Genomic DNA, 13,017 nt, shown 5'->3' with positions numbered 1-13,017 from the left:
GGGGCGGGCGGGGCGGGGCCCGCCGGGGCGGGGCCCCCGCCCCCGGGGGGGGCCCGGGCCCGGGGGGGGCCGGCCGGGGGGGGGCCCCGGGCGGGGGGGGGGGCCCACGCCTCCGCGCACCGCGTGTCACTCCGCCGTCACTGAGACGTGAATCACCCGTGACCCGAGACCTCTTGGGGAACCGCGCCCGCTCCGGTTACGGTCGTATGCATAGCAGGTGCTCGACTCCGCAGACAGGCGCAGTCCGGCTAGCAGGCGGCTTGCCCAGATACGGGCAGGTCCCGATAGCATCCACCCGGACAGCAGCCGTCCAAACAACTCGATCCCCGCGGTGGCCCCCGTCCAGGTGCCGTTCAGTGTCCCCGCGCGGGGCCGCGACTAAAGGTCCTCGATGCCCATCAGCCCGTCCCCTCACACCTCCGCCCAGGGTCCCGGACCCGAGGGTCGGCGTCCCCGCGTGACCATCGCGCGCGGTGCCACCCCCTGGTTCGTCCCCACGCTGGCCACCGCCGCCGTGACGACCGCCCTCACCCGGCGTTCCGGCAAGTGGGCCCTGGCGGCCGTGCCCGCCTGCGCCCTGAGCGCTGGCATGCTGTGGTTCTTCCGCGACCCGGAGCGCGAGGTCGGCGCCGGACGGGTCATCTCCCCGGCCGACGGCGTGGTCCAGTCCATCGACGAGTGGCCGGACGGGCGCACCCGCGTCGCGATCTTCATGAGCCCGCTCAACGTCCACGTCAACCGCGCGCCGCTGGCCGGCAGCGTGACGTCGGTCGAGCACATCGCCGGTGGGTTCGTCCCGGCGTTCAACAAGGACAGCGACCGCAACGAGCGCGTCGTGTGGCACTTCGACACCGAGCTCGGCGACATCGAGATGGTGCAGATCGCGGGCGCAGTGGCCCGCCGCATCGTCCCCTACGTGGACGCCGGCACCAAGGTCGAGCAGGGCGAGCGGGTCGGCCTGATCCGCTTCGGCTCCCGCGTCGACACCTACCTGCCGGCGGGCGTCGAGGTCGGCGTCACGGTCGGCCAGAAGACCACCGCCGGGGTGACGCGCCTTGACCGTGACTGATCCTGAGACCCTGATGGAGCTCGACGACGAGTCGACCGAGTTCCGCCGCCGCCGCTGGGCGCGGGACCGCGAACTGCGCGCCCCCCGCTCCCCGCAGCACCTGTCCACCGCCGACTTCCTCACCCTGGGCAACGCCGTCTGCGGCTTCCTGGCGATCTACTCGATCACCACCGGGATCCTCATGCCGCACCTGACCAACGAGTCGGCCGCCCCCGTCAAGCACAGCGCCGCCACCGCGGTGACGCTGCTGCTGATCGGCTCGATGTGCGACCTCTTCGACGGCCTGGTGGCGCGCAAGCTGCGCTCCTCCGCGCTCGGCGCCGAGCTCGACAACCTGGCCGACCTGATCAGCTTCGGCATCGCGCCGGCCTACTTCGTCGCGGTCTGGGGCCTGGTCTCCCCCGGCACCAACCAGCAGCTGTCCGCGTTCATCGCGCTGACCGTGCTGCTCGCCGTGGTGCTGCGGCTGGCCCGCTTCTCGGCGGTCAAGATGCGGCCGGGGATCTTCCAGGGCATGCCCTGCCCGATGGGCGCGATGACCGTGCTGGCCATCGTGCTGCTCGACCCGCCGTTCGTCCCCGGCCTGCTGATGATCTTCGGCGTGGCCTACCTGATGGTCAGCCGGATCGAGTACCCGAAGCCGCAGGGCCTGCTCGCCACCGCGACGCTCGCCTGGATCGTCGTCTCGATCGGCTGCCTCGCCTCCTGGGCGGCCGGCCTGCCCGGCGGCGACAGGCTGATGCACATCGGCGCGCTGGCCCAGATCGCGCTGGCCGCGATGGCGCCGCTGCTGGTCATCCGCCGCAAGGTCGGCGAGAAGGTGGGCGTGGTCCGCGCCCGCCGCGCGGAGAACCGGGGCTGACCCGGGCCGCACGACGCACGACGCACGACGAGGAAGCGCCCTCCCGGATCCGTCCGGGAGGGCGCTTCCTCGTCGTCGTGCCGTCCGGCGGGCTACGCGCCGCCGGTGTGGACCGAGAAGGCGCTGCGGCGGGCGGCCCGGGCCACCGCCGGGTCGGGGTGGACCGAGGCGACGGCGGTCAGCACGCTCGCGGCGCGCGGGTGGCCGGACTGGCGGGCCCGGTTGAACAGCCGGACCGGCTCGCCGGCCGAGGCGCCCTCGACGTGGCCGACCAGCAGCGCGGTCTCGCCGTGGTCGAGGACCGCGGCGGCGGTGTCGACCCACAGCCAGGCGGCGTCCTCCGCGCCGAGCACGTCGGCCGGGGAGACCCCGTCCTCGTCCAGCTGTTCGGCCAGCCAGAGGAGCGCGTAGGGGCGCAGGACGGGCTCCTCGACGGCGCCCCGCACGCCCTGCTCGGCGGTGGAGCCGGCCACCACCCGGAGCGCCTCGAAGGCCAGGCCGCGGACCAAGGCGTCCTCGCCGCGGGCGGCCTCCAGCAGTTCGGCGACGGCGCGGTCGGCGGGGCGGGCGGCGACCCAGGCCCGGAACTCGGCGCGGGCCGGGCCGGGGCTGTAGTCGGCGCAGGCGCTGAGCAGCTCGACGGCGCTCTGCTCGATGTGGCCGGCGGCGGTCTGCGCGACGGTGCAGATCTCCTCCAGCTTGGCCCGGACGGCCCAGTGGCCGAGCGGGGAGAGCTCGGCGGCCTCGTCGCGGCGGCCGAGCGCGCCGACGGCGGCCAGGCCGTCGAGCATCCAGTCGAGGACCGCGGCGACGTCGGCGGGCGAGTGCGGGGTGTCGATCTGCGGTTCGCGGCAGGTGCCGCGGACGGCGGAGACCGCGAACGCGGCGTGCGGGACGGGCGACAGCGGGAAGGTGCCGGAGCTGGGGCCGAGGCGGCGCTCGTCCAGACCCCGGCGGAGCAGTTCGAGCAGTTCGCTGTCGGCGACCGGGCCGTCCACCAGGTGCAGGAAGGACAGCAGCTGGGGGGCCTGGTCGACGGCCTGCCCGGCCAGCTGGGCGAAGACGCCGCGCAGCGCGGCGGGCGGGACGGGGGCGAGCAGCGTCCAGGCGTCGAACAGCGCGGACCAGCCGCGGACCACCGCCTCGTCGTCGTGCTCCCAGGCGTGCAGCCGCCAGCCCGGTCCGGCGCCGCCGTCGCGGAGCTCGACCAGGCCGACCAGCAGGGCCTGGCCCCAGGCGTTGGCGGCGGCCCCGACGGTCATCGCGAGGGCCCGGCCGGCGGCGCGGGCGTCCTCGGGGAGGAGTTCGCCGCGCTTGTCGACCTCGGACAGCTCGCCGGCCCAGCGGGCGACCCGGACGGCGTCGGCGAGCATCCGGCGGGCCAGCGGGGCGAGCTCGGAGGGTGCCGGGAAGCCGTCGGGGACGGGCACCCGGCCGCGCCCCGGCTTCGCGGGGACCCGGCGGCGGGGGGCGGCGGCGGGTGGGGTGCCCTCCGCACGACCGACGGCCGCCGTTCCGGGCAGACGGGTCACCGTCGCACCGGTGCGGTGGGGCGGGTGCGGGGCATCACGGTCGCGCGGGTTCCGAGACGTCACGCCGTGCAGTCTTCCCCTTGTACGGGCCTTCTGTCACATCGACTGTCCAGCTGTCTCGGCCCGTTGTCCGAACGCCTCGAACGGGCGGGGGACGAAACGCCGCGAAACGGTACGAATCCCTCCGCTTTTGGGCGTGGACATGGCAGATATTGTGACCGCTCCGAGACGGAGACGCGGTATCCGGCGCTCCGGTTCCCCGGCGTCGCGCGCGGTGCGGGCCCGGGGCCTCACAGCAGCGGGGTCAGGAAGCGCCGCAGCGCCTCGGTGTACCCGGCCGGGTCGGCGTTCCACAGCGCCGCGTGCCCGGCCCGTGGCACCGGGTGCAGACTGACCAGGTCCTCCCGGGCGTCGGCGAGGCGCCGGGCGGCACTCCACGGCGCGACCGGGTCGTCCGGGCTCTGCAGCAGCAGCGCGGGCGCGGGCAGGTCGGCGCCGGAGGCGATCCGGGCGAAGCCGGCCAGGTCGACGCCGGTGCGGCCCTCGGCGGCGAGCGCGCCCAGCTCGCCCAGCGCCGGGGAGGTCCAGGCCCGGGTGCCCTCCCGGCGGACCGTCTCGGCCCAGTCGAGCACCGGGGAGTCCAGCACCACCCCGGCGATCCGCTCCCGCCAGGTGGAGCGGGCGGCCGTGTGCAGGACGATGGTCGCGCCGATCGACCACCCGTACAGCACCACCTGCCCGGCGCCCTGGGACAGCGCGTACCGGATCGCCACGTCGACGTCCTGCCACTCGGTCTCGCCGAAGTGGCCCAGGCCGTCCGGCGAGGCCGGCGCGCCCCGGTCGCCGCGGTAGCTGACGGCCAGCGCGGGCAGCCGCAGCGCGTGCAGCAGCGGCAGCACCGGCAGGCACTGCTCGCGGTCGGTGCCGGGGCCGTGCACCAGCACCACCCAGGTGCCGCGGATGCCCGCGGTGCGCCAGGCCGGGAGGTTGCCGAGGTCGGCGGCGACCGCGACGTCGGTGTAGTCCAGGCCGAGCGCGGTGCGCGGGTCGCCGCGCAGCACCCGCGGGGTGACCTCGACCTCGGTGCCGACCGCGAGGGTGCCGCCGTCGGCGCGCTCCAGCCGCCGGGTGACCCGGTCGCCGTCCTGGTCGAGCACCGCGCCGACCACCGCGTGGCCGCCCCCGCCCCACTCCAGCGCGTACGTCCCGGACCGGCGGGTCTCGGGCGTCGAGGTCAGCACCACCCGTCCCGGTCCGAGCGCGACCACCCGCACCGGCGCGGGCGCCGACAGCACCCGCCCGACCCCGGGCCGCACCACCCGGTCCGACACCTTCCGGCCCAGCAGCAGGAACGCCGCCGTCCCGGTCCCTACTGCGGCGGCCGCGACGGCGGCTGCGGTTCCCCAACGCATGGCGGTCTCCCGGGTGCTGGCGGTCCTGTGCTCCCAGTGCACCTGCCCGCGCGGCGGACGGCCATTCGGGGCCGCGATGCGGGTGACGGGCGACGGCGCCCGGCGACGGACGGGGCGGGGCGGGGCGGTCAGGAGGACCCGGCCGTCCCCGCCCCCGTCCCCGTCCCCGTCTCGGCCTCGGCGAGCAGCTGCCAGAAGCGGGTGGTGGGCTCGGGGCGGGGCGGGGGTGGGGCGGTGCCCCAGGAGGCGGGGGTGTGGTGTTCGGACTGCAGGGTGGCGAGGGCGTGGGCGAGGTGGGCGGGGTCGGCGGGGACGAGCCGGGCGACGGGGGTGAGGTGGGCCTGCCAGCGGCCTTGGACGGCCCGGCGGAGGTGGGTGGCGAGGGCGGGGGCGCGGCCGGTGAGGTGGATCAGGGTGGGGAGGTCGAGGGCGAGGAGGTCGGCGAGCAGCCGGGTCTGCTCGGGGCCGCCGGTCCAGTGGCCGGTGGTTTCGGCGCGCAGGTAGGCGGCGGGGGTGAGGCCGAGCCGGCGGGCGGCCCGGTCGGGGGTGAGGTCGCGGGCGACGCGGTGGTCGCGGAGGGTGGCGGGGGCGGCGCCCATCAGGTGGGCGGGCGGGCACCAGAGGGTGCGGGCGAGGGCGGTCAGCTGCTCCTCGGTGGGCGGCGGGACGCGGCCCTCCTCCCAGCCGAGGACGTGTCCGGGCAGCAGGCGCACGCCGTGCGCGGCCAGGCCGTCCGCGACCTGGTCGACCGTCAGGCCGAGGGCGGTGCGGTGGGCGCGGGCGGCGGCCGGGGAGAACGGCACCGGGGCGGGGACCGGCGGCTGTCTGCGTCGCATGCCTTCCGACGGTAGGGGCGGGGGCGGGGCGGGCCACAGGCGCGGATGGCACGAACCGGGGCGGCGCGGGGGGCCGGGCGGCTGGACGATGCGACGAGGCGGGCGGGAGGGGCGCGAGCGGCTGCGGTGGCCGTCAATTCGCCTTGTGCGCACGTGGGTTGGAGCGGGCGGGGGCGAAAGTCCGGGGTGGTGGCCGTGGTGGGTCGACGCTGTCCGGCCGGTCCGGGTGGACGCGCCGGGAGCGCTCCCGTGCGCTGTCCCCGGGTGCTGCGCGACGGCGTGCCGGCCGCGCCGCGGCCCGTGGTGCGCACGCCCTGAGCGCGGTGCGTCCCGAGCGGGGTTCCGAAGTCCGTCCTGAGCTGCGCCCTTGGCCGTGCCGACCCGGTCGGCGGGGTCTCGGCCGGGTGTGACCAAACCCTCCACCGCCTCGGTTGACTGCCGCGAAGCGGGCGTGGTGGGATCTTCGGGCCAAACGGAGGCAAGCAGAGGAAGCCGGTGCGAGTCCGGCGCGGTCCCGCCACTGTGACCGGTCACCCCGCGCGGGGGTGACCGGAAGTCAGGAGACTCTGGCCCCCGTTCCGTCGATCCAGGGCGCGGACCCTGAGTGAGGACACGACGCCATGCGGGCTGCCCCGTACCTGGTGGGCGCGGTCGCGGGATACCTCGCGGACGCCCGGCTCGGCGACCCCCGGCGCGGGCATCCGGTCGCCCTGTTCGGCGCCGCCGCGGCCCGGTTGGAGGGCCGGCTGTGGCGCGACCACCGCGGGGCCGGGGCGCTGCACGCGGCGCTCGCGGTCGGCGCGGTCGCGGGCGGTGCGGCGCTGGCCGGCCGGGTGGTGCGGCGTTCGCCGGTGGCGGCGGGGGTGCTGGCGGCCTCGGCGACGTTCACGGTGCTCGGCGGGACGTCGCTGACCCGGGAGGCGACCGCGATCGGGCGTTCGCTGGCGGCCGGTGACCTGCCGGCGGCCCGGGAGCGGCTGCCGCACCTGTGCGGGCGCGACCCGTCCGGCCTGGACGAGGGCCAGGTGGCGCGGGCGGTGGTCGAGTCGGTCGCCGAGAACACCGCCGACGCGGTGGTGAACGCCCTGGTGTGGGGCGGCGTCGCGGGGGTGCCGGGGCTGCTGGCGTTCCGGGCGGTCAACACGCTGGACGCGATGGTGGGGCACAAGTCGGCGCGCTACCGCCGTTTCGGCTGGGCGTCGGCCCGGCTGGACGACGTCGCGGGCTGGCCGGGGGCCCGGCTGACCGCGCTGCTGGCCGTCGCCGCGTCCGGCGCCCCGTCCCGGGCCTGGCGGGTCTGGCGGCGGGACGGCTCCGCGCACCCGAGCCCCAACGCGGGCCAGGCGGAGGCCGCGTTCGCGGGCGCGCTGGGCGTGCGGCTGGGCGGGACGCTGCGCTACGGCGAGCGGGTCGAGCACCGGCCGGTGCTGGGCGCCGGGCTGCCGCCGGTCGGCGCGGCCGACATCGAGCGGGCCTGCCGCCTGTCGCGGCGGGTCGGCGCGCTCGCGCTGCTGACGACGCTGGGCGCACGGGCGCTGGGCGGGCGGGCGCTGGGCGCGCGGGCGCGCGGGTGAACCCGCCTCGGCGTGGGCACGTGCGGCAACTGACTGTGACAACGCGGGATTTCGACGTGCTGCCTTCCGCCGCGCGCGGTTCCTCGCGCCCCTGTCGGGGCGCCTCGAAAGGAGTTCTCCGGTGAACGGCGCGCTGTTGGTGGCCGGTACGACCTCGGATGCCGGGAAGAGCGTGGTGACGGCGGGCATCTGCCGCTGGCTGGCCCGGCAGGGGGTGCGGGTGGCGCCGTTCAAGGCGCAGAACATGTCGTTGAACTCGTTCGTGACGGCCGACGGGGCGGAGATCGGGCGGGCGCAGGCGATGCAGGCGCAGGCGGCGGGGGTGGCGCCGGAGGCGGCGATGAACCCGGTGCTGCTGAAGCCGGGCGCGGACGGGCGCAGCCAGGTGGTGCTGCTGGGCCGGGCGGTCGCGGAGGTCGGGGCGCTGGACTACCGGGACCGCAAGCCGGTGCTGCTGGAGCGGGCGCTGGAGTGCCTGGCGGACCTGCGGTCGCGGTTCGACGTGGTGGTGTGCGAGGGCGCGGGCTCCCCGGCGGAGATCAACCTGCGGGACCGGGACATCGCCAACATGGGTCTGGCGTCGGCGGCCCGGCTGCCGGTCGTGGTGGTGGGGGACATCGACCGGGGCGGGGTGTTCGCGTCGATGTTCGGGACGCTGGCGCTGCTGTCGCCGGACGACCAGTCGCTGGTCGCGGGGTGGTTCGTCAACAAGTTCCGCGGGGACGCGCGGCTGCTGGCGCCGGGGCTGGAGATGCTGCGCGGGCTGACCGGCCGGCCGGTGCTGGCGACGTTCCCGATGCTGTCGGGCCTGTGGCTGGACGCGGAGGACTCGCTCGACCTGGCCTCGGTGGCGGCGCGGCCGTCGGCGGGCGGGCCGGTGGGGGCGGAGGTGCTGCGGGTCGCGGTGGTGCGGCTGCCCCGGCTGTCGAACTTCACGGACGTGGACGCGCTGGCGCAGGAGCCGGGCGTGCTGGTGCGCTGGGCGACCCGCCCGGAGGAGCTGGCCGACGCCGACCTGGTGGTGCTGCCGGGCACCCGGGCGACCGTCGCGGACCTGGCCTGGCTGCGGGAGCGGGGGCTGGCGGAGCCGCTGGCGGCCCGGGTCGCGGCGGGGCTGCCGGTGCTGGGGGTGTGCGGCGGCTACCAGATGCTGGGCCGGGAGATCGTGGACGCGGTGGAGTCGAAGTCGTCCGGCGCGGTGGCCGGTCTCGGGCTGCTGCCGACCCGGGTGGTGTTCGGCGCCGAGAAGGTGCTGGCCCGGCCGTCGGGGGTGGCGCTGGGCGAGCGGGTCGAGGGTTACGAGATCCACCACGGGGTGGTCGCGGTGGAGGGCGGCGAGCCGTTCGTCACGGACGCCGCGGGCCGTCCGCTGGACGGCTGCCGGGTGGGCCCGGTGTGGGGCACCACCTGGCACGGCGTGCTGGAGAACGACGCGTTCCGGCGGGCGTTCCTGGCCGAGGCGGCCCGCGCGGCGGGGCGCGCGTTCGTCCCGGCGCCGGACACCTCGTTCGCCGCGGCCCGGGAGCAACGGCTGGACGCGCTGGGCGACCTGGTGGCGGAGCACGCCGACACGGACGCGCTGTGGAAGCTGATCGAGGACGGGGCACCGGCGGGTCTGCCGTTCGTGCCGCCCGGGGCCCCGGCCCCGCTGGAGATGGGGAGTGCCGAATGACCGAGGCCCGTTATCCGTTCACGGCGATCGTGGGCATGGACGACCTGCGGCTGGGGCTGCTGCTGAACGCGGTCTCGCCGGCCGTGGGCGGCGTGCTGGTGCGGGGCGAGAAGGGGACGGCGAAGTCGACGATGGTGCGGGCCCTGGCGGGGCTGCTGCCGTCGATCGCGACGGTGCCGGGGTGCCGGTTCGCCTGCGACCCGGCGGCGCCGGACCCGCAGTGCCCGGACGGGCCGCACGGCGGCGGGGCGGCGGCCGAACGCCCGGCGTTCCTGGTGGAGTTGCCGGTGGGCGTGGCCGAGGACCGGGTGGTCGGCGCGCTGGACCTGGAGCGGGCGCTCGCCGAGGGCGTGCAGGCGTACGAGCCGGGGCTGCTGGCGAAGGCGCACCGCGGCGTGCTGTACATCGACGAGGTGAACCTGCTGCAGGACCACCTGGTGGACCTGCTGCTGGACGCGGCGGCGATGGGCCGCTCGTACGTGGAGCGGGAGGGCGTGTCGGTGCGGCACGCGGCCCGGTTCCTGCTGGTCGGGACGATGAACCCGGAGGAGGGCGAGCTGCGGCCGCAGTTGCTGGACCGGTTCGGCCTGACGGTGGAGATCGCCGCGACCCGGGACCCGGAGGAGCGCGCCGAGGTGGTGCGCCGGCGGCTCGCGTACGACGCCGACCCGGCCGGTTTCGCGGCCCGCTGGGACGAACGCGAGCGGGAGCTGGCCGAACGGATCACCGCCGCACGGGAGTTGCTGGCCGACGTCGAACTCTCCGACCTGGCGCTGCGTCAGATCACGGCGGTGTGCGCGGCGTTCGAGGTGGACGGCCTGCGCGCGGACATCGTGATGGCCCGGACGGCGGTGGCGCTGGCCGCCTGGGCGGGGCGCACCTCGGTGCTGGAGGAGGACGTCCGGACGGCCGCCCGGCTGGCGCTGCCGCACCGGCGGCGGCGCAACCCGTTCGACGCGCCGGGGCTGGACGAGGAGCAGCTGGACCGGACGCTGGACGAGCACCGGCAGCCGGAGGAGCCCGACGGCCCCGAGGACGACGGCCCGGACGGCGGCGGGAACGGCCCCGGCGGCGGTGACGGCGGCGGCCCGGACGGCGGCGACGCGCCGGAGCCGGGCGACGGCGACGCGCCCGCCGGCGAGGCGGCCCCGCCGGCGGAGTCGCCCGCCCCGCCGCGCCAACGCCCGGGCGGCGGGCGGGAGTCGGCGCCGGTCGCGGCCGACCGGCCGTACCGCACGCGGCTGTTCCAGGTGGACGGGACGGGCCGGGGCGCGCAGGGCCGCCGCTCCCCCGCCGAGACGGACGCCGGGCACACCGTCCGGGCCCGCCGTCCGCGCGGGCGGCTGGCCCGGCTGCACCTGGGCGCGACGCTGCGCGCGGCCGCGCCGCACCAGGTGGCGCGCGGGCGGGCGGGCCGGGCGCTGGTGCTGCGCCGGGACGACCTGCGGGAGCAGGTGCGGCGGGGCCGGGAGTCGAACCTGGTGCTGTTCGTGGTGGACGCCTCCGGGTCGATGGCGGCGCGGCAGCGGATGACGGCGGTGAAGGGCGCGGTGCTGTCCCTGCTGATGGACGCCTACCAGCGGCGCGACAAGGTCGGCCTGGTGACGTTCCGGGGCGCGGGGGCGGAGGTGGCGCTGCCGCCGACCTCCTCGGTGGAGGTGGGCGCGGCCCGGCTGGAGCAGCTGCCGACCGGCGGCCGGACGCCGCTGGAGGCGGGCCTGCTGCGGGCGCACGAGGTGCTGCGGGTGGAGCGGCTGCGCGACCCGGACCGGCGTCCGCTGCTGGTGGTGGTGACCGACGGCCGGGCCACCGGCGGGAAGGACGCGCTGCCGCGGGCCCGCCGGGCGGCCGGCCTGCTGGCGGCGCAGGGCGTGGCCTCGGTGGTGCTGGACTGCGAGTCCGGCCACCTCCGGCTGGGCCTGGCACGGGAGTTGGCCGCGCACCTGAACGGTGACGTGGTGAGCCTGGACGAGCTGCGGGCCGAGGGCGTGGCCTCGCTGGTGCGGGAGGCCCGGACGGCGATGACGACGAAGACGGCGATGACGACGACGCGAAAGGCGGCGTGAGCGGTATGCCCAAGGGAGTGGCGGAGAACGTCCCGGACGACGGCCTGACGACGCGTCAGCGCCGGACCCAGCCGGTCACGGCGGTGCACACGGGGCCGGGCAAGGGCAAGTCGACGGCGGCGTTCGGGATGGCGCTGCGGGCCTGGAACCAGGGCTGGTCGATCGGGGTGTTCCAGTTCGTGAAGTCGGCGAAGTGGAAGGTCGGCGAGGAGAACGCGCTGCGGGTGCTCGGCGGGTCCGGGCAGGGCGGTTCGGTGGCCTGGCACAAGATGGGCTCGGGCTGGTCCTGGGTGCAGCGCGACATCGAGTCCTCGGAGGAGGCGGCCCGGGAGGGCTGGGAGCAGGTCAAGCGCGACCTGGCGGCCGAGACGTACCGCTTCTACGTGCTGGACGAGTTCACCTACCCGCTGCACTGGGGCTGGATCGACGTGGCCGAGGTGGTGGAGGTGCTGCGGGAGCGCCCGGGCAGCCAGCACGTGGTGGTGACCGGCCGCCACGCGCCCGAGCCGCTGCTCGAACTGGCCGACCTGGTCACCGAGATGACCAAGGTGAAGCATCCGATGGACGCGGGCCGCAAGGGCCAGCGCGGTATCGAGTGGTAGCGGGTTGAGCAACGTGATTCCGCGGCTGGTGGTGGCCGCGCCGTCCTCGGGGGCGGGCAAGACCACGGTGGCCACCGGCCTGATCGCGGCGCTGGCCGCGCGCGGGCTGAGGGTCTCCCCGCACAAGGTCGGCCCGGACTACATCGACCCCGGCTACCACGCGCTGGCCGCCGGGCGGCCGGGCCGCAACCTGGACGCCTGGATGAGCGGCCCGGAGCGGATCGCCCCGCTGTTCGCGCACGGCGCGGCCGGGGCGGACGTCGCCGTGGTCGAGGGCGTGATGGGCCTGTACGACGGGGCCGCCGGGCGGGGCGAGTTGGCGTCGACGGCGCAGGTCGCGAAGCTGCTGCGGGCGCCGGTGGTGCTGGTGGTGGACGCCTCCTCGCAGTCCCGGTCGGTGGCGGCGCTGGTGCACGGCTTCGCGTCCTGGGACCCGGAGGTCCGGCTGGCCGGGGTGGTCCTGAACAAGGTGGCCTCGGACCGGCACGAGACGCTGCTGCGCGAGGCCCTGGAGGAGGGCTCGGGCGTGCCGGTGCTGGGCGCGGTGCGCCGGGCCGGGGCGGTCGACACGCCGTCCCGGCACCTGGGCCTCGTCCCGGCCGTCGAGCGTTCCGCCGAGGCGCTGCGGGCGGTGCGCGAGATGGGCGAACTGGTGGCCGCCTCGGTCGACCTGGACGCGGTGCTGGCGCTGGCCCGGACCGCCCCGCCGCTGGCCGCCGGGCCGTGGGACCCGGCGGCCGAGGTGGAGCCGGTGTCCGGGCCCCGGCCGCGGGTGGCGCTGGCGGGCGGCGCGGCGTTCTCCTTCTCGTACGCGGAGAACGCCGAGCTGCTGGCCGCCGCCGGCGCCGAGGTGGTGCCGTTCGACCCGCTGCACGACGAGCGGCTGCCGGAGCGGACGGCCGCGCTGGTGATCGGCGGCGGCTTCCCCGAGGTGTACGTCTCCGAGCTGAGCGCCAACGCGGCGCTGCGCGGGGCGGTCGCCGAACTGGCCGCCGCCGGGGCGCCGGTGGTCGGCGAGTGCGCCGGACTGCTGTACCTGGGGCGGGAGTTGGACGGCCTGCCGATGTGCGGGGTGCTGGACACGGCGGCCCGGATGACGCCCCGGCTGACCCTCGGCTACCGGGAGGCGGTGGCGCTGGCGGACTCCCCGCTGGCGGCGGCCGGCTCCCGGGTCCGCGGCCACGAGTTCCACCGCACCGCCACCGACCCGGCGGCCGGCCCGTCCCCCGCCTGGGGCTGGCGCACCCCCGCCGGGCCGCACACCGAGGGCCACCTGCACGGCTCGGTGCACGCCTCGTACCTGCACCTGCACTGGACGGGCGCGCCCGCGCTGCCGGCCCGGCTGGTCCGGCACGCGGCGGCCTGGGCGGCCGGACGGGGCTGAGGGCGGCG

10 protein-coding genes and 1 riboswitch are annotated in these 13,017 nt (G+C 77.1%); of the genes, 7 read left to right on the top strand and 3 right to left on the bottom strand.

Annotation, left to right across the window (positions count from 1 at the left end):
• Positions 1–391: 391 nt before the first annotated feature.
• Both ACZ3J7_RS18355 and ACZ3J7_RS18350 read left to right on the top strand, forming a co-directional pair.
• Entirely contained in the window at positions 392–1,069 is a 678-nt protein-coding gene (locus ACZ3J7_RS18355; protein ID WP_465621961.1) for a phosphatidylserine decarboxylase, read from the top strand.
• The gene (locus ACZ3J7_RS18350) at positions 1,056–1,931 is read left to right on the top strand and encodes a CDP-alcohol phosphatidyltransferase family protein (RefSeq protein WP_465621959.1); all 876 of its coding nucleotides are present in this window, start codon (positions 1,056–1,058) and stop codon (positions 1,929–1,931) included. The genes ACZ3J7_RS18355 and ACZ3J7_RS18350 overlap by 14 nt, the downstream gene beginning before the upstream one ends.
• A 92-nt stretch (positions 1,932–2,023) precedes the next feature.
• Here ACZ3J7_RS18350 and ACZ3J7_RS18345 read toward each other — a convergent pair whose 3' ends face one another.
• From ACZ3J7_RS18345 to ACZ3J7_RS18335, 3 genes are all read right to left on the bottom strand, one after another.
• Entirely contained in the window at positions 2,024–3,304 is a 1,281-nt protein-coding gene (locus tag ACZ3J7_RS18345; RefSeq protein WP_465622149.1) for a hypothetical protein, read from the bottom strand.
• Positions 3,305–3,753: 449 nt separating this feature from the next.
• On the bottom strand, positions 3,754–4,875 hold the full coding sequence (locus tag ACZ3J7_RS18340; RefSeq protein ID WP_465621957.1) for an alpha/beta hydrolase family protein: 1,122 nt from the start codon (positions 4,873–4,875) through the stop codon (positions 3,754–3,756).
• Between the two features lie 128 nt (positions 4,876–5,003).
• On the bottom strand, positions 5,004–5,711 hold the full coding sequence (locus ACZ3J7_RS18335) for an XRE family transcriptional regulator (protein ID WP_465621955.1): 708 nt from the start codon (positions 5,709–5,711) through the stop codon (positions 5,004–5,006).
• 459 nt (positions 5,712–6,170) lie between these two features.
• Positions 6,171–6,300: riboswitch (cobalamin riboswitch) on the top strand.
• Between the two features lie 31 nt (positions 6,301–6,331).
• On the opposite strand from ACZ3J7_RS18335, the gene ACZ3J7_RS18330 reads away from it, so the two are divergent.
• The 5 genes from ACZ3J7_RS18330 (at position 6,332) to ACZ3J7_RS18310 (ending at position 13,009) form a co-directional block, all read left to right on the top strand.
• A complete protein-coding gene (locus ACZ3J7_RS18330) occupies positions 6,332–7,285 on the top strand; it encodes a cobalamin biosynthesis protein (protein ID WP_465621953.1) in 954 nt (317 codons plus the stop codon).
• 121 nt (positions 7,286–7,406) lie between these two features.
• The gene (locus ACZ3J7_RS18325; RefSeq protein ID WP_465621951.1) at positions 7,407–8,957 is read left to right on the top strand and encodes a cobyric acid synthase; all 1,551 of its coding nucleotides are present in this window, start codon (positions 7,407–7,409) and stop codon (positions 8,955–8,957) included.
• Entirely contained in the window at positions 8,954–11,023 is a 2,070-nt protein-coding gene (locus ACZ3J7_RS18320) for a putative cobaltochelatase (RefSeq protein ID WP_465621950.1), read from the top strand. The genes ACZ3J7_RS18325 and ACZ3J7_RS18320 overlap by 4 nt, the downstream gene beginning before the upstream one ends.
• 5 nt (positions 11,024–11,028) lie before the next feature.
• Positions 11,029–11,625, top strand: a complete 597-nt coding sequence (gene cobO, locus ACZ3J7_RS18315; RefSeq protein ID WP_465621949.1) for a cob(I)yrinic acid a,c-diamide adenosyltransferase — start codon at positions 11,029–11,031, stop codon at positions 11,623–11,625.
• A gap of 13 nt (positions 11,626–11,638) precedes the next feature.
• Positions 11,639–13,009 carry a cobyrinate a,c-diamide synthase gene (locus ACZ3J7_RS18310; protein WP_465622147.1) on the top strand — a complete coding sequence of 457 codons (1,371 nt, stop codon included), beginning with the start codon at positions 11,639–11,641 and terminating at the stop codon, positions 13,007–13,009.
• The last annotated feature ends 8 nt before the right edge of the window (positions 13,010–13,017 follow it).

The organism is Kitasatospora sp. NPDC015121, from assembly GCF_055562955.1.
Note: the sequence above shows the minus strand (reverse complement) of the source record. Positions and strands in the feature narration are given on the sequence as shown.

Excerpts from the sequence above, each read along its gene's own strand:
- ACZ3J7_RS18355 (WP_465621961.1), top strand. The coding sequence starts at position 392 with ATGCCCATCAGCCCGTCCCCTCACACCTCCGCCCAGGGTCCCGGACCC.
- ACZ3J7_RS18345 (WP_465622149.1), bottom strand. The coding sequence starts at position 3,304 with ATGCTCGCCGACGCCGTCCGGGTCGCCCGCTGGGCCGGCGAGCTGTCC.
- ACZ3J7_RS18340 (WP_465621957.1), bottom strand. The coding sequence starts at position 4,875 with ATGCGTTGGGGAACCGCAGCCGCCGTCGCGGCCGCCGCAGTAGGGACC.
- ACZ3J7_RS18335 (WP_465621955.1), bottom strand. The coding sequence starts at position 5,711 with ATGCGACGCAGACAGCCGCCGGTCCCCGCCCCGGTGCCGTTCTCCCCG.
- ACZ3J7_RS18330 (WP_465621953.1), top strand. The coding sequence starts at position 6,332 with ATGCGGGCTGCCCCGTACCTGGTGGGCGCGGTCGCGGGATACCTCGCG.
- ACZ3J7_RS18320 (WP_465621950.1), top strand. The coding sequence starts at position 8,954 with ATGACCGAGGCCCGTTATCCGTTCACGGCGATCGTGGGCATGGACGAC.
- cobO (WP_465621949.1), top strand. The coding sequence starts at position 11,029 with ATGCCCAAGGGAGTGGCGGAGAACGTCCCGGACGACGGCCTGACGACG.